We start from the raw sequence: 17,702 nt of genomic DNA, 5'->3' as shown, positions 1-17,702 counted from the left end.
TTGTAACAATTGGAGGATGATTCTGAATATTTTCACCGAAACATGTTACACTGTATAGTGGTATTGGAGGGGAAGATGTTGAGTAGTCATTCGATTGTTTATGTTGAAATAAAGCGGGAAATCGATTTTTATTATCAAATGCAGCATATTGAAATGAGATTTGAGCTTCATTTAAATATAGAAGGAATTGCTTCGGAGCGACATCAATTTAAGCTTGAGCATGTTCACGATGTATCGCATAAGCCTTTTTCCTTTGGTGGTGGCATTTTGTATTTACATACAAATCAAGGTGTTTTCCCATACAATATTCAAGAAGATCCTTCTTACTTTATACATGTCTTCAAGTCTTTAAAAGCACAAAAATAATAGTTTTATTATATTGATTGAACGGAATTTTATGAATCATCTAACTTATTAATGGGTGATTGTAATTGGCCTTTATCGTGCTATAATGAGAAATATTCAAATAGCACTTACTCGTATAATCGCAGGAATATGGCCTGCAAGTTTCTACCGGCTTACCGTAAATGAGCTGACTATGAGTGGCAATACGATAATAGAGTTTTGGCATTTTGTCATATATTCTTTTATTTCTGTTCGAATTTTCAGCTCGAATGGCATTGTTCCACTCCTTTAGCGAGTGGGTACAAAGTCATCGAGCTTTTTTGTGTTTAAAAATTTAAACTTGAGGGGAAGCCTGTAAAGATGAAATTATTAAAAGAAAAAATCGTACAACATGGTAAAGTTCTATCGGAGAATGTATTAAAAGTAGACACGTTCTTAAATCATCAAATTGATCCAGTTTTAATGCAAGCGATTGGAGAAGAATTTGCTACTCGTTATAAGGATGCTGGTATTACTAAAATTGTAACAATCGAATCTTCTGGTATTGCTCCTTCTATGTTTGCAGCATTAACTCTTGGAGTCTCAGTTGTTTTTGCTAGAAAACGCAAATCTTTAACGTTATCTGATAATTTATATACATCAAAGGTACATTCTTTTACAAAAAATGAAACAAATGATATTTCTATTTCGAAAGACTTCATAACAAGCGATGATGTAGTATTAATCATTGACGACTTCCTGGCGAATGGACAAGCGGTGCTTGGTTTGCTTGATATTGTAGAGCAAGCTAATGCAACAACTGCTGGCGTTGGGATTGTAATTGAAAAAGGATTCCAAACAGGTGGATCTCTTGTTCGTGAGCTTGGAGTTCGTGTAGATTCACTTGCGAATATTAAATCGTTAGAAAATGGAACAGTGGAATTTTTTGAGGAGGATTTCACTAGATGAAAAATACATTGAAAAATACCACGCTTGGTATCCAGCATCTCCTTGCTATGTATGCAGGAGCGGTAATGATTCCCTTAATAGTTGGTGGATCGCTAGGACTCCCTTCTGATCAATTAACTTATTTAGTTGCTATTGATATATTAATGTGTGGTATTGCTACCATCTTGCAAGTAATGAGTAATCGATTTTTTGGAATTGGTCTTCCAGTTGTATTAGGATGTACATTTACTGCGGTTGGTCCGATGATTGGTATCGGAAAAGAATATGGAATTTCTTCTATTTACGGGGCTATCATCGTTTCTGGTATTTTTGTTATTGTTATTAGTGGAGTTTTTGGTCAACTTGTAAAATTCTTTCCTCCAGTTGTTACTGGTTCTGTTGTAACAATTATTGGAGTGACGCTTATTCCTGTGGCTATTACGAATATGGGTGGAGGCCAAGGAGCAGAAGACTTTGGGTCGACTTCAAATATTATATTGGCATTTGGTACATTACTTTTTATTGTGTTACTTTATCGTTTTTCATCGGGATTTATTAAAGCTGTTTCTATCTTACTTGGATTAGTTGCTGGAACGATTGCATCAATATTTATGGGGAAAGTAGATTTCACTCCGTTTAAAGAGGCTAATCTTTTCCATATGGTGCATCCTTTTTACTTCGGCACACCAACATTCGATTGGTCACCAATTATTACGATGATTTTAGTGGCAATGGTTTCTTTAGTAGAATCGACAGGCGTTTATTTTGCTCTTGGAGATATAGTAGATAAAAAGATTTCAAAAAAAGAATTATCAAAAGGGTATCGTGCGGAAGGTATTGCTGTATTACTTGGTGGTATTTTTAATTCATTCCCATATACAACTTTTTCTCAAAACGTTGGACTTCTTCAAATGTCAGGAGTTAAATCCAAAAACGTTATTTACATTACAGGTGGAATGCTTATAGCGCTTGGGTTCATTCCTAAAATTGCTGCAATAACAACAATTATCCCCGTGTCTGTTCTTGGCGGAGCAATGTTGGCGATGTTTGGAATGGTCGTATCTCAAGGCATTAAGATGCTTAGCAAAGTTGTAACGGAAACCCAAGACAATGCAATGATTATAGCTTGTTCTGTTGGTATGGGACTTGGAGTATCTGTAGTCCCTAACTTATTTGACTCTCTTCCATCTGGCATTCAAATTTTAACAAGTAACGGGATTGTTGCAGGAAGTATGACAGCGATAATATTGAATATATTATTTAATATGCTTCCTTCTAAGAAAGCAAATCAGCTTAAAACTGAATAAATGTTGCCTTGAATACCCCACATATTCTAAGGTGAAATATGTTATAATGTCGCCTCCTTTTTCTATTTATTTAGGAAAAGGAGGCGACATTTTTTATTGTGAGAAGGCAGATTAGGTTCTGTTAAACAGTAATGTTAGTTTTGAGACAAAAAAAGACCATCACAATTAGATGGTCTTCTTCAACTAAAGCACGAAGTGAGCTCTATTTTTAGAGATTTTGAGTTATGGTGCATTTTCTCTTAAATTATTCTAGTTGCCCGCTTAGAATCGTAAAGACAGGCAAGTTAATCCACCATCTTGCTTGATGAACTCAGACATTTCCACTTCAATAACGGAGTAACCAGCAGCAGTAATCTTTTTCTTTGTCTCCTCGTATCTTTTTGGGATAATTACATAGTCGTTGATACGAATGCAGTTAGCCGCATATTCCTCTTCTTCATTGACGATGATTTTGTTAAAATCTCGGAACAACTCATTGTCGATGAATTCTCCTGCTAGCACTAAAGTGTTGTCCCCTATGTAGGAAATCCCTGTCTTAAAGTGGAAAAACTTTTCTACAGGTACTATCGTTGCACTATAATCGTATTTCTCTAAAATTTCTTTGAGCTGGCTTGCCCCTTCTTCATTTGTTCGGTTGGAAAGACCAATGTAAAAATGGTTATCTACCTGCATTACGTCACCGCCATCAAGTGTACCCGGCTCAAGAATTGACTCTATCTCGCTGTAGAAATTCGATAGCACTTCTCGCATTTCTACAATTTCCCCATTGCGACTTTCTGCGCCAGGATTTGTAATAATGGCACATTTTTCAGTAAGAATCGCTGTGTCTTCTACAAAAGTAGAGTCAGGAAATCGTTCATCCGCCTCAAGAACGGTTACTTTTACACCGCATTGTTTCAATGCATCAATATAGTTGCTGTGCTGTTCAAACGCTTTTTCATAATCGGGTTTACCTAAATCTACGGTTGTTAAACCGTTTACAAAGCTTTTGCTAATTTTGCGTACTATAGTGTGTGAAAAATTCATCTGGATTTGCCTCCCTAAAATAAATAATATAAGCGGCTTCAGTTCATGTTCCTGACTGCTACAGCTTATATGAATACTTTACGTTTTTACGAGATTACAGTAAAATCAAAAGATATTATGGAAACCATAACAGTTTTTTATCGATACTTAGCACTGTACTTATGAACCAGTTCAAAAAATCTGATAATATGGAGTAGAGATTTAATGGAATTAAGACATCTGAAAACTTTCCAATTCGCAGCAGAGTACTTAAATTTTACTAAGGCTGCGCAACAGTTAAACTTTACTCAGCCTGCAGTAACTGTACAAATTCAGTCGCTTGAACAAGAATTGAAACAGCAGCTATTTATACGGATAGGAAAGAAGATCTTTTTGACACCTGCAGGTGAAGTTCTTAAAACATATACAGATCAGCTTTTTTCCATAGTAGAGGAGATAGAGTCATCATTCGCCGAACTTTCAAATTCGAATGGCAATGTAACGATTGCCGCTGGTGAAAGCTATTGTACCTATTATTTTCCTTATGTCATTTCTGAATACCTGAAGCTATATCCCAAAGTACAGATTAAGTTGATTTCCTGTAACAGTGATGAAGTTATAAAAGGGGTAGAATCAAACAAATATGATATAGGGATTATTTCAGGCGACCTAAGTAATAATGGAATTACAAACATCGTGATTGCAGAGGAAGACATGGTTCTAGTAGTTTCTAAAGACTTATATGATAGGTATCCGGAAGACCAATTACTGACGAAATTTCCTTTAATTAAATACCAAGCTGACGGATATTTTGAATCGATGATGAGTAAATATTTGAGACAATCGAAACTCTCATTACAAAACGTAATAGAATTTGGTAGTTTAGATGCGATCAAAAAGGCTGTATTAAATAATATGGGGGTAGCGTTGTTAATCAGTGACTTTATAAAAAAAGAAATTAGCAATGGTGATTTAATCCCGATCCTAGTTACTGAGAACAAGGTAAAAGTAAACACTTCTATCATTACGTTGAAGGAAAAAGAAAACTTAGTAACAATTCAATCTTTTATTGATGTAATCCAAAAAATTTGGGATAGCATTCCTACTATGGAATAACAAATTCCAACGATATTCTTTTACAGTAAAATTACACCGTTATAAGCGGGAGGTAACGATATGACAGGTGGAATAGGAGACAACAGGGTCACATTAAGCCCTAGTGATGTCTACATCCATCCTTCTAGCATAAATGCATTCATTTTATCACCCCCTTATTTAATCTATCCAATTAACTGGACCTTTTCTTGAATAAGGTAGTATTGTCTAGATAACCAGGTAATATCTAAGGTGCAAAGGGAATAACACCTGTTATCAATAAAATAAAAATTACTGCAAATTAGATTGGAAAAGATAGTGATAAAATTAAAGAAATGATCGGTAGCATATTCTTTTCCGTTTTCTTGGATATCCCTATTATGGAGCATACAAGACCAATAGTTGTAAATCCATAAGTGATATAGTCCCCGGCAAGAGAACCTATCATCACAATTCTTGTAGGTTGAACAAAAGTAATAAAAAAGCAAGTAATCCCGACTGCCAAAGCAATATAACTGATTACGCTATATTTTCGTGGAAAAGTTGCGTTGGTTTCCAAGTAATCCCCTCCTTTAAAGTTATTTAACAAACTGGAACAATTGTTGAACACAAGTAAACAACACTCTTCAACTAACCTACGCCCTTTCTTCTTGAGACTTAACTTGAGTTTAACTCCTGAACATTGTAATGTTATTGTTATCTATCTTGATTTTCATAGTATGCTTCATTCGCATATTTCTGATCAGTTCCTTTGAGATAAGCTAAAATTATCTTCGGACGTTTAAGTAAAGCCCAGTCTCCGTGTTTATCAAACTTTCTGCAAGAAGTTATCATCCCATTTTGAATTGTTCCGTATTTTTTTCCATTCTTCTTTCCCCAATCCTTTAATCGTCTAGCAAAATCAGCATCTTCTGCCATAAGCATATCTTCATTAAAACCATTAATCGACTTAAAATCCTTTTTGTAGCACCAAAAGATTCCGACAGATATTGCTCCATATTTAAGGAGTAGTGGGCCAATTAATAACAAGGTTGAAACAAATATTCCTAAAGACATTCTTTCAAATTTCCCTGTAACTCCACCCCCGATGTACTTTCCGGTTGTTAAGTATTTCTCTACATTAGACAACACATGATCGTTCACCTGGGTATCTGCATCAATTGTAACGATGATTTCACCTTTCGCTATATCAACACCTGCGTTCCTAATCTTAGAAAGGTTTTTATCGTTATTCTTTATCGTTATACATTTGTATGATTTCGCAATTTCTTCTGTTCTGTCTGTACATCGATTTAAAACAACGATGACTTCAACCTGATTTTCAAATAACATTGAGGCTTTTGAAATAGATTCCAAGCATTTTCCAATATACTTTTCTTCATTATGGGCAGGTATGATAATTGAGAATTTTATATCCTCTTTATGTTTATCTTCTGAAAAATTCTTTCTTTCTGTCATACAATATCTCTCCCTTATATCGAAATAATTAATTTGTATTATTTCCCTTGAAACAACAAAAGCGACTGTTGACCTGTTTATTTAAGTGCAATTTTTCACATTCTTTTTTTATATTAATAAGTTTTCAATTGAAACCCAACCAAAATACGCTCAAGTGATACCCATTCAATGAACTTTGGCTTTTCCCCCTGTTCACACAGTACGTGCGACTTTCACCGCATACGGCGTTCCAGCTAATACAATGCATTCACTTCTATGTATATTCTAGATTGATCGTTTTCTTCCTTCCGAAATCAAATTGTTTCATTTTGACATTCTATTCGAAGTCCATTAAGTTTTTCCTTGTGCTTTTTTGTAAGATTTCAAGAAAGTAAATCCAAAAATAAGCGAACACGAAGGGTAATACCCCTTCGTGTTTTTTTGTGTAAAGTCTCCGGGGATTTTTGTGATGTGAGAAAAGTCACTGCTGTTGAAAGGTAAAATTTTGAACGAGATTAACTTTTTATGGGGGATGGTCTCGGCTTCTAGTGAATTGGTTGCGACTTCAAAGAAATTGGTCTCGCTTGAAAGAAATTTAGTCTCGCTTAACTTGAAATTGGTCTCGAACAGACATTTTTTGTTAATATTTTGTCCTAATATGAAGAATTTTTTTAATTTTTCTATTTCGAAATCCGAATCATTATGGTAGGATTGTATAATCTATAAGATGTGAGGAACAAATAATGAGGATTAAAGATTGGGATCGAAGTTTAAAAGTAAGGTTATTTGGAGAATTTTTTACTAATTTAAGTTTTTGGATGGTATTTCCGTTTCTTGCTATTTATTTTGCGTCAGAATTTGGGACGAGTTTGACGGGAATATTGCTTGTAATATCACAAGTATTTGGAGTTGCGGCAAATTTGGTAGGAGGGTACTGTGCGGATCGTTTTGGTAGAAGAACGATGTTATTCTTTTCTGCTATTTCTCAGGGGATTATGTTTGTCATATTTGCATTTGCTAATTCACCGTGGTTGAACTCACCAACGATTAGTTTCGTAGCGTTTGCACTTGCGGGAGTAGCAGGTTCATTTTATCATCCAGCAAGCCAGGCTATTGTAGCGGATGTAATACCAGAGAATCAAAGAAGTACAGTTTTTTCTGTGTTTTATACATCTGTGAATATTACTGTCGTAGTTGGTCCAATTATTGGAGCAGTTCTATTCTTTCAATATCGTTTTCCACTACTCTTAATTGGTGGAATTATTTCTTGTATAGTTGGGCTTGCCCTTCGATTTTTGACGGAAGAAACATTGCCGAAAGAAATGAAAGAACAGATGGCAAATGACGGCAGTAATTGGATGCAAGTAGTAATCAAGCAAGTGCGAACTTATGGATTAATCGTAAAAGATAAAGTGTTTTTCTTGTTCGTTGTTGCAGGTATTTTACTCGGTCAAACATATATGCAACTAGATATGTTAATACCAGTTTATATGAAAGATGCAATTGATAAGCAGGTTCTTGGAAATTTATTTGGTCGAGAATGGGCTGTTACAGGGGAAGGTTCCTTTGGTATGTTATTATCAGAGAATGGATTATTAGTTGTTCTATTCACTGTTATTGTAACAAGATGGATGTCGAAGTATCCTGAAAAGTGGGTGTTTTTCTTTTCCTCATTTTTATATATGGTAGCGATGTTCGTTTTCCCGATGACCGCGAACTTCTGGGTGTTCCTTCTTGCGATGGCAATATTTACACTAGGGGAGTTAGCTACAGTTGGATTACAAGAAAGCTTTGTTTCTAAATTAGCGCCGGCTGATATGCGAGGACAATACTTTGCTGCAGCGAGTCTACGTTACACCATCGGACGCACGATTGCACCACTTGTGTTTCCACTTGTAACATTGATAGGCTTTAGCTGGACGTTTGTCATTTTGGCTATATTAGCATTACTTAGTGGGGTTATTTATTTGATTACATTTAAGGAATACAATAAAAGACAAAACGAAATACGTGTATAAATTGGACAAGGGGTGCTCTCTAATGAGAACACCCCTTGATTTTTGTATAGGTAAAACATAACTTTTGAATTTTAAATTTCATCCCGATTGAAATCGGGGAATAATTTCCATGAAAGACTCATCTTTCAATGCCGCGGTAAATTGTTCCACTGGTTGCCTTCTAACCTAAGCAACGTAAACCCTACCTTCTTTTACGTCCTTGCGACCCTTTAGTCGCTCCAGTGTGAATAAGTATTATCAAAAACACATAAAGCAGAATGCCAAATTTCTAAAATTTATGTCATACCAAAATTGTTAACAAACTGCATTATCTCATTTTTTTATATAGATGTCAAGAATTTTTATTGAAGCGACCTCTTATCACATATACGACCATATTAGACGCATGATATACTAGTTCAATCAAACTATTAGAAGTGTAGGTGTAATGAATGGAAACTTGGGACATTTACAATGAAAAACGAGAGAAAACAGGAAGGACTCATATAAGAGGAGAAGATATGCAAGAAGGTGATTTTCATCAAGTAGTCCATATTTGGATAGTGAATGAAAATGGGGAATTTTTAATCCAACAACGACAATCATGGAAAAAAGGATGGGCGAATATGTGGGACTGTGCAGCTGCGGGTGCTGTACTTTCAAGTGAAACAAGTGAAATGGCTGCAATACGAGAGACAAAAGAAGAAATCGGTCTAGATTTGCAAATGGAGCAAGCTGAAATATTATTTACTATAAAATTTTCTAGAGGATTCGATGACCATTGGCTTGTAAAGCAAAACGTCCATATTAATGATTTGAGTCTACAATATGAAGAAGTAGCAGATGCAAAATGGGCAACAATGGAAGAAATTAAGGCTTTAGTCGAAAGCGGGGAATTTATTCAGTATGATATTCTGGATTTTTTGTTCGAGTTAATTAATTCAAGAATCTCTTTAAAGAAAGCAACATTCCATGATACCGAAACATTGTTTGAATTACAAAAAAAAGTATTTACACCGCTTTATGAAAAATATGAAGATCATGAAACAAGTCCAGTGCATCAAACTTTTGATAGGTTTAAGGAGCGTTTAAATACAGGGGATTTTTATAAAATAATTTATACAAATGCTTTAGTAGGTAGTGTCCATGTATATTCAAAATCCCCTGGAGTTATGCGATTGCATATGATAAATATATTAGATGAGTACCAAGGGAAGGGAATAGCTCAGCAAGTCATATCTAGATTAGAAAGTATGTATCCAGAGGTAACTAAATGGGAATTGGACACCATTCTTGAAGAAGAAAAAAACTGTTATCTATATGAGAAAATGGGTTACGTTCAAACAGAAGATAAATGGAAAATAAACGATAAAATGACACTTGTGCACTATGTAAAAGCTGCTAATTTGAATCATATGAAGCCTTTATGAGTCTTGCTCAGATCTAAAGTTTACAGGATTTCATGGTAAAGCTGCCGATTTACTGTAAGAGCAGGTAGGACAAATATAGAACACAAGACTACCGATAGCTGGAAGTGACTCAGTCACTAAGTCACTTCCAACACCTCTAAATCTAATGGTAGTTGATGTATAGTCCAAAGCACTCGAGAAATGTGAAGAATTAAAGTGCGCTTGTCATAATGATTTTAAAATTTACTTTATGATTATCTAACTGAAACAGGTGCAAAGAACTCGTTATAAAGCTCTTGTAATATTTTATTTTCATTGCTCATATGAACGCCAAAAGCTAAGCTTACTTCTGAAGATCCTTGGTTAATCATTTCAATATTGGAGCCAGTCCTTGAAATTGCAGTAGCTGCTCGTGCAGCTAGACCAGTATTGTTATTCATTCCTTCGCCAACTACTACAATCATCGAAAACTCATGACGAAAGTGTACCTCTTCCGCATGAAGTTCTTCTCTCACTCGTTTAATAATTCTTATTTCTTTTTCAGCTGTTAGTTGATGACTTCTTAAAATCACTGAAATATCATCTAATCCAGAAGGTGTATGCTCATACGAGATAAGTTCTTCTTCTAAAATTTGCAGTAATTTTCGACCGAATCCAATTTCACGGTTCATCAAATATTTACTCACATATAAAATAGAGAAGCCACTATCTGCTGATATTCCAGTAATCGGACGATGTTTCCCTTTTCTTTCTGCCACAATTTTTGTGCCAGGAGCTGAAGGATTATTTGTGTTTTTAATACATACTGGTATGCCTGCTTTATAAACAGGCATTAAGGCTTCGTCATGGAAAACAGAAAATCCTGCATAGGAAAGCTCACGCATCTCTCGATAAGTGATTTCCTCAATTTCCATTGGGTCATTGACAACTTTTGGATTTGCACAAAACACCGAGTCTACATCCGTAAAGTTTTCATAAAGATCTGCATGAACGGATGCAGCTAATATTGATCCAGTAATATCCGAACCACCACGGTCAAAAGTTCGTAATAATCCAGCACGTGTAAAACCAAAAAATCCAGGGAATACGACAATTTCATTCATCCCTATTAGATGACTTAAATTTTCATAAGCTTCCGGCAAAGCAAGTGCACGCTCGGGAAGATCATTTACAATGAGCCCAGCAGTTTTTGGACTAACATACTGAGCAGGTAGCCCAATGCTTGTAAAATATGTAGAGATGAGTTTAGCGTTATTATCTTCGCCACTCGCTTTAATATTATCAACAAAGTATTCTACATCTGACATATCTGTAGAAATGCGTACGCGTAAATCGTTCTCAATCACGTCACATATCGTTTGGTCTAATCTTAGATCTATAGCAATTTCTCTGTATCGATTTAGTACTTGCTGAAGCTTTGTTTCTGTCTCTTCAAGATTTAAAGCTGCATTCGCTAATTCTATTAATAAGTCCGTTACTTTTTTGTCCGAATTAAAACGTTTACCAGGTGCAGACACAACGACGAATTTTCTTGTTGGATCTGACTGGATTATTGTAGCCACTTTTTTTATTTGCTCAGCACTTGCTACTGAGGTTCCTCCAAACTTACTCACTTTCATTTCATCATATCCTTATTTATTTTTTGTGCATCCAGGGAAAACAAATGATTTTATACAGTGTACAAAGTATAAGACTTAACGTCAATACATTTGATGAAAAAAATATCTATATTAAAAAAATATGAACATTTTAGTTATAAGATTAATTAAAGTTCGTAAAATAAGTGAAATGAATAAAGGGAAGTTTTGTTAGCTGGATATTTTCACTTGAATAACGAATAATAAAATTATATTTTTTTTTGCATGTTTTAAATAGCGTATTATCAAGCTTTTTTTAAAATGATTAAAAATGATAGCGTTTCCAAGTTTTTTAACTATATTGACAATTAAAATAAGTGTGAGTATGATGAGTTTAACTTTACTCAGCAAATGTCCTCCACTTTAAAAAGTGGTCTGAAATGTCGACAATTCAGCAGGAACAAAATCCGGTCTGAATAAAGTAAATACCTCCGTTATTCGATAAATGACGAGGAATAATTATTCTTAATACAACTAAAACAATATTGATGGAGACAAGCTTTACATTTTGATTCTAAAGAGAGCTGATGGTTGGTGAAAATCAGTGATTTCAAGTGTAGGGTAGCACTCTTGAATTGGTGAACTGAACATTGAAGTAGGTTCATTCGTGTGATGCGCGTTAAGCATGTTAAGAGGCTGCAATTTTTTTGCAGTGAATTTGGGTGGTACCGCGTGAGTTTATTATAAGCTCTTCGCCCCTTACATTTGTAAGGGAGCGAAGGGCTTTTTTGCTTTTAGAAAGATAAAACCAAAAAACATTTGAACAGAAGGAGAAAAAAATATGACATACAATATATTAATCAGTGACCCACTAAGTGAGGATGGTATTTACCCTTTAAGACAAGCAGAAGGATTTAATATCGTAGTAGATACAAGCCTAACTCCAGAACAATTAGGAGATAAAATTGGTGAATTTGATGCATTGTTAGTTCGTAGTCAAACACAAGTAACTCGTGAGATTATTGAAAAAGGAACAAACTTAAAAATTATTGGACGAGCTGGTGTTGGTGTAGATAATATCGATCTTCCTGCGGCAACGGAACGAGGAATTATAGTAGTCAATGCTCCAGATGGAAATACAAACTCTGCAGCGGAACATACGATTGCCATGTTAATGTCACTTGCACGTAATATTCCTCAAGCATTCCATGCATTGAAAAATCAAAAATGGGATCGCAAATCATTTATTGGAGTAGAAGTTAAAAATAAAACACTTGGCGTTGTTGGACTAGGAAGAATTGGAGCAGAGGTTGCTGCTCGTGCAAAAGGACAACGAATGAATGTAATTGCTTACGATCCATTCTTAACACTTGAGAAAGCAGAAAAAATGGGTGTGCAATTTGGGACGATTGAAGATGTTATTAAAGCAGCAGATTTTATTACTGTGCATACTCCATTATTAAAAGAGACACGTCATTTAATAAATAAAGAAGCTTTTGAAAAAATGAAAGACGGCGTTCAAATAGTGAACTGTGCACGGGGTGGCATTATTGATGAAGATGCCTTATATGATGCTATTGTTTCTGGTAAAGTTGCTGGGGCAGCATTAGATGTTTTTGAAGAAGAACCGTTTTTAGATCATAAGCTACTTACATTACCACAAGTGATTGCAACACCACATTTAGGGGCAAGTACTGTGGAAGCACAAGAAATCGTTGCTGTGGATGTTTCTCACGATGTAGTTAGTTTTTTACAAGGCGGTGTTGTTAAAAATCCAGTAAACCTTCCTTCAGTACCAAAAGATGTATTAGTTAAAATTGAGCCTTATTTCAATTTAGTTGAAAAGTTAGGTACATTTTTAAGTGACTTAACAGCCGGAGTTGCGGAAGAAGTAAACATCACGTATTCTGGAGAACTTTCAAATATAGATGTGCGACCATTGACAAGAAATGCAGTAAAAGGACTCCTGAAAAGTAAACTAGGAGAGTCAGTAAATGATGTAAATGCAAAATTTCTTGCAGACCGCATCGGCATCGTTGTGAATGAATTGAAAACAACTAAATCAAAAGGATTTACAAGTTTAATAACGGTTGAAGTGAAAACAGCAACAGAAACACGAAAAGTTGCCGGTACATTATTAAATGGACTAGGAGCTCGAATATTACGAGTTGATGATTTAATCGTCGATGTTGTACCAGAAGGACATTTACTATTCATTCGTCATAAAGACCAACCAGGTGCAATTGGTCGTGTAGGTACACTTTTAGCAACAAAAGGTGTAAATATCGCAGCGATGCAAGTAGGTCGATCTGAAGTTGGTGGAGACGCAATTATGATGATTTCTATTGACAAACATGTTGAAAAAACGGGAATCGAACAATTAAAGGAATTAGCAGATATATCAGATGCAACACCGATAGACTTATAAAAGTCAAAATAAATACATTTTCTTAACAAGCGAGTTCCCAGTCAAATATTTGACTGGGAACTTGCTTTTCTACTATTCAAGAATGGTAATTAGCTCATGCAAGTTCTTTATTGTATAAGTAGGTTTTACTTCTTCACTTACTTCTTTATTTTCGCGGTTTATCCATACAGATTTCATTCCAACTTTGGAAGAACCGAGAATATCGGTCATTAAATTATCCCCTACCATTAAAGCTTCATCTTTATTAACTCCAGCAATTTCTAATGCATGCTCAAAAATAGAAGGATCTGGTTTTCCTTTTCCAAAGGCTCCAGAAATAATAATATGATCGAAGTAAGGAGCTATCTCTGGTGTAATTTTTAACTTCGTATTTTGAAGACTAGGCGAGCCGTTCGTGATTAAGAAAAGTATATATTTACCTTTTAGTAAATCTAATACTTCAAAGGTTTCTTCATAAACAAAAGGACTTTCTTTTCGCATTTTCGGAAAGTATGTAGATAGTTCTTCTCCTAGAGCTGTATCGTCTATACCGAGGTGATGTAATCCTTTTACCCATGAATTTCGTTGATATATAGGTACAATTGCTTTCATCTTTTGAAATTCTTCACTCGGATCATCGAATGTTCCCCATAGTCCTTCAAAAGGATTTATTCCGATCATTTGAGTAAATGGGCGTGTTTCATATGTATCGTATAATTTACTTGCTTCAAAACGAACGGATAACTCTAAAGCTTGCGGATCGATATCCACTTTCGTTGCTGCATATGCACAAGTTTTTTGAAATGCAGTTTCCACACTTTTTTTATCCCATAATAATGTATCATCTAAATCAAAAAAAATAGCCTTCATTTTCATATGCTCCCTTCACTAACTTACATAATACTTTACCGCAGTGAAGGAAGCCTGTCACTAGAGTTAATATATCTAAGACAAATTTAACCTTTGTTTGAAAGGAGTGTATTTTCATACATATCAATAATATGAAGGAATCTTTCTGCTTCTCTGAATACGTGGTCTGCAAGAAGAGGGTGAATATTACTTTTTATTCGACATGCATCTATAAGATCTCTTGCTGCTTTTTTAAAATCTCGAAGTGATACAACAGATACACGGTTTTGATCTAAAAATTGATTTAAAATAGGAATAGTTTCTGATTGTGGACTCATGGAATCTAAATCTAGAGCTTGAAAAACTAGCTGATCAAAATCATGACTAAAATTACGTGCTTGATCCACTAACTTTCTTTCTGTAGGATCCAAGAGGTGTCCTATGAATTTTGAATGATCTGCCATGATTTTTAAGAAAAAAATATTTTCTTTAATAATGTCATCGGCCATAGGTTCTAATTTCCCTGCATTTAACTCTTTTAAGCGGTTTACAAAATAAGCAGCTTCTCTACTTGTATGATCTACTAATAATGCATAGTTATTTGATACTATTTCACAGCGTAAAATGAGCCCAAGCACTTTTCTTTTATAAGCCCATATGGAAGTAGCAGCTTGATACACTTGAATATTAAATCTTTTAATTTCCTCTGGATCTGACTGTGGAGAATAAGTACTTAGTTTTTCTTCAATTTTTTCAAATAATGTAATGAATTCTTGTGCTTCTTGAATGAGTTTTTTGTCATCAAAACTGAAGCCGAGGCTTAAAAATAATGCATGCTCTTTCATAATTCTTGCCCAAAAACGAATTTCATCCAATGATCTCGTCACAAATAAACTGATCACAATCCCTCCTTCAACCATTCTATTTCAATAATTATTTCTTAATGCATGAATAAAATAAAATAAAGTCGAACTAACTAGAAATATAGTATTTTTAAAGAAGACAGATCCTGGCTTTCCTTTCATATTGTTTCTATATGATTGATTAGGAAAGAATAAATATAGAAGAGGTTAATAAATGAAGGCTTTTTTAATAGACTTAATTAGAAGATGAGTGGTGGGAAACTTTGTGACACTAAAATGCGTTATATATTGTAATGGGAGTGAAGAAAATGAACGTAATAGACCACTATTTAGACGATATGTTTTTTTTCGTTTGTATAGCACTTCCGTTTGTTTTTATTTGGCGTTTCCTTAGGTGGCGAAAAAGAGGATTTTATTTAAAGGAAAGTTTGCATGAATTAGGAATACTTCTACTTGTTTCAGTACTCATAGGGTTATTTTCGCAAACCATTATTCCTAGAAATGGATTAGTACATCCTACAATATCAAACGTAAATTTCGAGTTATTTCGAGTTTTTAGGGAAACTTTTAATGCCATAAAATATCTTGGATTTTGGCAGCCATTTTATATTAACTTTCTCGGTAACATTATTCTGTTTATTCCCATCGGTTTTCTTTTCCCACTTCTTTCTAAAAGAATGGAACATTTTCCTTTTCCTGTGATTGTCGGATTATGTATTTCACTCTTTATCGAAATAATGCAACTACCTCAAAATAGAAGTAGTGATGTAGATGATTTATGGCTTAATACACTTGGTGCTTTAATCGGTTATTTGGTTTATCTAATAATAAAAAAAAGATTTCCAAAACTTACAGAAGCTTTTAAACGATTAAAGGATAGAAGTTTATAATTCAGGTGGTCGGGTAAATAATAGGTGGATTAAAATGCAAGGAGAGTATCGAATATGATAATACCTAAAGAATCGAAAATTGAAGAAAAACGAGATAATATGATAGAAGACCTTGTAAATAAAGGCATATTTAAAATCGACGGAAAGCAGTTATATGAACTGAATCTCTATGAATTAACAAAAGAATATATAATAGAAGAAGAAAGATAAAGTTACTTAAAAATTTTACACTTTTAGACTGTAGGCAAACTTGAAGTTTGCCTACAGTCTTTTTTGCAGAAAGTATAATTAGAAAGTGAACTGGTTGATCTCCGCTGAAGGCGGACGCTTTCCAGGGGGCAAGCATCAAGCCGCTTCCCTTGCTCCTGCGCAGGCTCGTCACAGAAAACATTTTGCTCCTGCGCAAGCTCGTCACAAAAATTAATTTCGCTACGCGAGAGGCCAACTCTCCGGGTGTACAAGTATAGGCTAAAGCACAGCCAGAATATTACCAAAGCGTTAGAAGCAAAATTCCAATGGACCGATTTGGTGATGTTGAAAATGATATCGGCCGCGTTGTCGTATTCTTAGCTTCTGAGGATTCTCAATATATTACTGATACAACAATCTAAGTCAACTTTTTATACAACAATATTGTCTTGCTCAGAAACACTAAAATCAGTAAAATAGTAAAAAAACAAAAAAATAACAGCATACAAAAAGATAATTTGGTTATAAATACTTAGTAGAAATTCGTGGACAAGTATTAGCATACACTTGGAGTAATTAAAATTGAAGAAAAGCATAAGAAGTCAATCGACACTACTTTAAAAGTTTGTACTTCCGTGATTTTATTTGATCTAGCAACAAAGGACACAGGCTTTGTGTAAAATAGTGATATTAAAGGGCTTGGTTAGTCACTTCACTTACCACCAAAACTAGAATTTCGCCGTATTGAAATTGAAGCAATGCTAAAACCTTTAGAATAGGAGTGATTTTTGTGGCAGAAAAAGAATTACTAGGAAGTGGATATCGTAAATACTCTGGAGAAACTATTGATGTATTTTATGACATTAAAAAGTGCGTCCATGCAGGAGAATGTGTACGTGGGAATGGCGATGTATTTAAAGTAAAACGTAAACCCTGGATTATTGCAGATAACGCATCAACAGAAGAAGTTGCACTAGTGGTGGATTCATGTCCATCAGGTGCACTAAAATATATTCGAAAAGAAGAAATGGATATGGAATTTTTAATAGACTCAAATCGATTTTATTTAGAAGATGCAAATGGCGAGCTAACAGCAGAAATCACATTTACACGTCCGAATAATGATTTTTTTATTATCGATCATACTGGAGTAAATGATTCATTACGCGGACAAGGTGTTGCACAAGCGTTAGTAAAAGCAGTTGTTGATAAAGCACGTGCTGAGAATATGAAAATTATTCCATTATGTCCATTTGCAAAATTAGAATTCGAGAAAAAAGAAGAGTACGCAGACTTATGGAGACGCTAAACATACGAATTTAAAAATGGGTCAACTTTAAAAATTCGATGTGTAATGGCACCAATGACAACATAATTAGACAATACTGATCGTACAGTTTCAGAT

17 protein-coding genes, 2 pseudogenes, 1 riboswitch and 1 other annotated feature are annotated in these 17,702 nt (G+C 34.7%); of the genes and pseudogenes, 13 read left to right on the top strand and 6 right to left on the bottom strand.

The window, feature by feature from the left end; genetic code table 11:
* Positions 1-75: 75 nt before the first annotated feature.
* From ACFVR1_RS14515 to ACFVR1_RS14505, 3 genes are all read left to right on the top strand, one after another.
* Complete coding sequence (locus tag ACFVR1_RS14515) at positions 76-366, top strand: hypothetical protein (protein WP_387585021.1); 291 nt, start codon at positions 76-78, stop codon at positions 364-366.
* 91 nt (positions 367-457) lie between these two features.
* Positions 458-559, top strand: a riboswitch (purine riboswitch).
* Positions 560-705: 146 nt separating this feature from the next.
* Positions 706-1,293, top strand: coding sequence for a xanthine phosphoribosyltransferase (locus ACFVR1_RS14510; RefSeq protein WP_387585019.1), 588 nt, complete (start codon positions 706-708; stop codon positions 1,291-1,293).
* Entirely contained in the window at positions 1,290-2,579 is a 1,290-nt protein-coding gene (locus tag ACFVR1_RS14505; protein WP_387585017.1) for a nucleobase:cation symporter-2 family protein, read from the top strand. The genes ACFVR1_RS14510 and ACFVR1_RS14505 overlap by 4 nt, the downstream gene beginning before the upstream one ends.
* Positions 2,580-2,840: 261 nt before the next feature.
* Here the strand turns inward: ACFVR1_RS14505 and ACFVR1_RS14500 are convergent, their stop codons facing one another.
* Positions 2,841-3,605 (bottom strand): dimethylarginine dimethylaminohydrolase family protein, encoded by a 765-nt coding sequence (locus tag ACFVR1_RS14500; RefSeq protein ID WP_387585015.1) that lies wholly within the window; start codon positions 3,603-3,605, stop codon positions 2,841-2,843.
* A 204-nt stretch (positions 3,606-3,809) separates the two neighbouring features.
* Here ACFVR1_RS14500 and ACFVR1_RS14495 point away from each other — a divergent pair, with 204 nt between their 5' ends.
* Both ACFVR1_RS14495 and ACFVR1_RS14490 read left to right on the top strand, forming a co-directional pair.
* On the top strand, positions 3,810-4,700 hold the full coding sequence (locus ACFVR1_RS14495) for a LysR family transcriptional regulator (RefSeq protein WP_387585014.1): 891 nt from the start codon (positions 3,810-3,812) through the stop codon (positions 4,698-4,700).
* A gap of 60 nt (positions 4,701-4,760) precedes the next feature.
* The gene (locus tag ACFVR1_RS14490; RefSeq protein WP_387585013.1) at positions 4,761-4,892 is read left to right on the top strand and encodes a hypothetical protein; all 132 of its coding nucleotides are present in this window, start codon (positions 4,761-4,763) and stop codon (positions 4,890-4,892) included.
* A gap of 88 nt (positions 4,893-4,980) precedes the next feature.
* Here the strand turns inward: ACFVR1_RS14490 and ACFVR1_RS14485 are convergent, their stop codons facing one another.
* The gene (locus ACFVR1_RS14485) at positions 4,981-5,238 is read right to left on the bottom strand and encodes a hypothetical protein (RefSeq protein ID WP_387585011.1); all 258 of its coding nucleotides are present in this window, start codon (positions 5,236-5,238) and stop codon (positions 4,981-4,983) included.
* Positions 5,239-5,375: 137 nt separating this feature from the next.
* Positions 5,376-6,137, bottom strand: coding sequence for a glycosyltransferase (locus tag ACFVR1_RS14480; RefSeq protein ID WP_387585010.1), 762 nt, complete (start codon positions 6,135-6,137; stop codon positions 5,376-5,378).
* Positions 6,138-6,859: 722 nt separating this feature from the next.
* Here ACFVR1_RS14480 and ACFVR1_RS14475 point away from each other — a divergent pair.
* Both ACFVR1_RS14475 and ACFVR1_RS14470 read left to right on the top strand, forming a co-directional pair.
* The gene (locus tag ACFVR1_RS14475) at positions 6,860-8,134 is read left to right on the top strand and encodes an MDR family MFS transporter (RefSeq protein WP_387585008.1); all 1,275 of its coding nucleotides are present in this window, start codon (positions 6,860-6,862) and stop codon (positions 8,132-8,134) included.
* A gap of 431 nt (positions 8,135-8,565) precedes the next feature.
* Entirely contained in the window at positions 8,566-9,543 is a 978-nt protein-coding gene (locus ACFVR1_RS14470) for a GNAT family N-acetyltransferase (protein ID WP_387585006.1), read from the top strand.
* A 233-nt stretch (positions 9,544-9,776) separates the two neighbouring features.
* On the opposite strand, the gene ACFVR1_RS14465 is transcribed toward ACFVR1_RS14470, so the two are convergent.
* Positions 9,777-11,141 (bottom strand): aspartate kinase, encoded by a 1,365-nt coding sequence (locus tag ACFVR1_RS14465; protein WP_387585005.1) that lies wholly within the window; start codon positions 11,139-11,141, stop codon positions 9,777-9,779.
* Positions 11,142-11,635: 494 nt separating this feature from the next.
* Positions 11,636-11,862, top strand: a binding site (T-box leader).
* A 78-nt stretch (positions 11,863-11,940) separates the two neighbouring features.
* Here ACFVR1_RS14465 and serA point away from each other — a divergent pair.
* A complete protein-coding gene (serA, locus tag ACFVR1_RS14460) occupies positions 11,941-13,527 on the top strand; it encodes a phosphoglycerate dehydrogenase (RefSeq protein WP_387585003.1) in 1,587 nt (528 codons plus the stop codon).
* Between the two features lie 72 nt (positions 13,528-13,599).
* Here the strand turns inward: serA and ACFVR1_RS14455 are convergent, their stop codons facing one another.
* Together ACFVR1_RS14455 and ACFVR1_RS14450 are read right to left on the bottom strand one after the other, a co-directional pair.
* Positions 13,600-14,382 (bottom strand): HAD family hydrolase, encoded by a 783-nt coding sequence (locus ACFVR1_RS14455; protein WP_387585002.1) that lies wholly within the window; start codon positions 14,380-14,382, stop codon positions 13,600-13,602.
* Positions 14,383-14,462: 80 nt separating this feature from the next.
* On the bottom strand, positions 14,463-15,257 hold the full coding sequence (locus ACFVR1_RS14450; protein ID WP_387585001.1) for a DUF2935 domain-containing protein: 795 nt from the start codon (positions 15,255-15,257) through the stop codon (positions 14,463-14,465).
* 269 nt (positions 15,258-15,526) lie between these two features.
* On the opposite strand from ACFVR1_RS14450, the gene ACFVR1_RS14445 reads away from it, so the two are divergent.
* The 5 genes and pseudogenes from ACFVR1_RS14445 (at position 15,527) to ACFVR1_RS14425 (ending at position 17,606) form a co-directional block, all read left to right on the top strand.
* Positions 15,527-16,108, top strand: coding sequence for a VanZ family protein (locus ACFVR1_RS14445; protein ID WP_387584999.1), 582 nt, complete (start codon positions 15,527-15,529; stop codon positions 16,106-16,108).
* A gap of 54 nt (positions 16,109-16,162) precedes the next feature.
* Positions 16,163-16,318 (top strand): Fur-regulated basic protein FbpA, encoded by a 156-nt coding sequence (locus ACFVR1_RS14440; protein WP_387584998.1) that lies wholly within the window; start codon positions 16,163-16,165, stop codon positions 16,316-16,318.
* 230 nt (positions 16,319-16,548) lie between these two features.
* A pseudogene (locus ACFVR1_RS14435) lies at positions 16,549-16,719 on the top strand (SDR family oxidoreductase); the annotation flags it as partial.
* A 359-nt stretch (positions 16,720-17,078) separates the two neighbouring features.
* Positions 17,079-17,306 (top strand): annotated as a pseudogene (locus ACFVR1_RS14430) ((4Fe-4S)-binding protein); the annotation flags it as partial.
* A gap of 24 nt (positions 17,307-17,330) precedes the next feature.
* Positions 17,331-17,606 (top strand): GNAT family N-acetyltransferase, encoded by a 276-nt coding sequence (locus tag ACFVR1_RS14425; protein WP_483880170.1) that lies wholly within the window; start codon positions 17,331-17,333, stop codon positions 17,604-17,606.
* Positions 17,607-17,702 lie beyond the last annotated feature (96 nt).

The organism is Psychrobacillus sp. NPDC058041, from assembly GCF_042885655.1.
Lineage (GTDB): Bacteria > Bacillota > Bacilli > Bacillales_A > Planococcaceae > Psychrobacillus.
The sequence above is the reverse complement of the archived record's forward strand: the minus strand, read 5'-3'. Positions and strand labels throughout refer to the sequence as shown.

Bases quoted from the DNA above. Each gene is read 5' to 3' on its own strand.
- ACFVR1_RS14515 (WP_387585021.1), top strand. From the start codon at position 76: ATGTTGAGTAGTCATTCGATTGTTTATGTTGAAATAAAGCGGGAAATC.
- ACFVR1_RS14510 (WP_387585019.1), top strand. From the start codon at position 706: ATGAAATTATTAAAAGAAAAAATCGTACAACATGGTAAAGTTCTATCG.
- ACFVR1_RS14505 (WP_387585017.1), top strand. From the start codon at position 1,290: ATGAAAAATACATTGAAAAATACCACGCTTGGTATCCAGCATCTCCTT.
- ACFVR1_RS14500 (WP_387585015.1), bottom strand. From the start codon at position 3,605: ATGAATTTTTCACACACTATAGTACGCAAAATTAGCAAAAGCTTTGTA.
- ACFVR1_RS14495 (WP_387585014.1), top strand. From the start codon at position 3,810: ATGGAATTAAGACATCTGAAAACTTTCCAATTCGCAGCAGAGTACTTA.
- ACFVR1_RS14490 (WP_387585013.1), top strand. From the start codon at position 4,761: ATGACAGGTGGAATAGGAGACAACAGGGTCACATTAAGCCCTAGTGAT.
- ACFVR1_RS14480 (WP_387585010.1), bottom strand. From the start codon at position 6,137: ATGACAGAAAGAAAGAATTTTTCAGAAGATAAACATAAAGAGGATATA.
- ACFVR1_RS14475 (WP_387585008.1), top strand. From the start codon at position 6,860: ATGAGGATTAAAGATTGGGATCGAAGTTTAAAAGTAAGGTTATTTGGA.
- ACFVR1_RS14470 (WP_387585006.1), top strand. From the start codon at position 8,566: ATGGAAACTTGGGACATTTACAATGAAAAACGAGAGAAAACAGGAAGG.
- ACFVR1_RS14465 (WP_387585005.1), bottom strand. From the start codon at position 11,141: ATGAAAGTGAGTAAGTTTGGAGGAACCTCAGTAGCAAGTGCTGAGCAA.
- serA (WP_387585003.1), top strand. From the start codon at position 11,941: ATGACATACAATATATTAATCAGTGACCCACTAAGTGAGGATGGTATT.
- ACFVR1_RS14455 (WP_387585002.1), bottom strand. From the start codon at position 14,382: ATGAAAATGAAGGCTATTTTTTTTGATTTAGATGATACATTATTATGG.
- ACFVR1_RS14445 (WP_387584999.1), top strand. From the start codon at position 15,527: ATGAACGTAATAGACCACTATTTAGACGATATGTTTTTTTTCGTTTGT.
- ACFVR1_RS14440 (WP_387584998.1), top strand. From the start codon at position 16,163: ATGATAATACCTAAAGAATCGAAAATTGAAGAAAAACGAGATAATATG.
- ACFVR1_RS14425 (WP_483880170.1), top strand. From the start codon at position 17,331: ATGGAATTTTTAATAGACTCAAATCGATTTTATTTAGAAGATGCAAAT.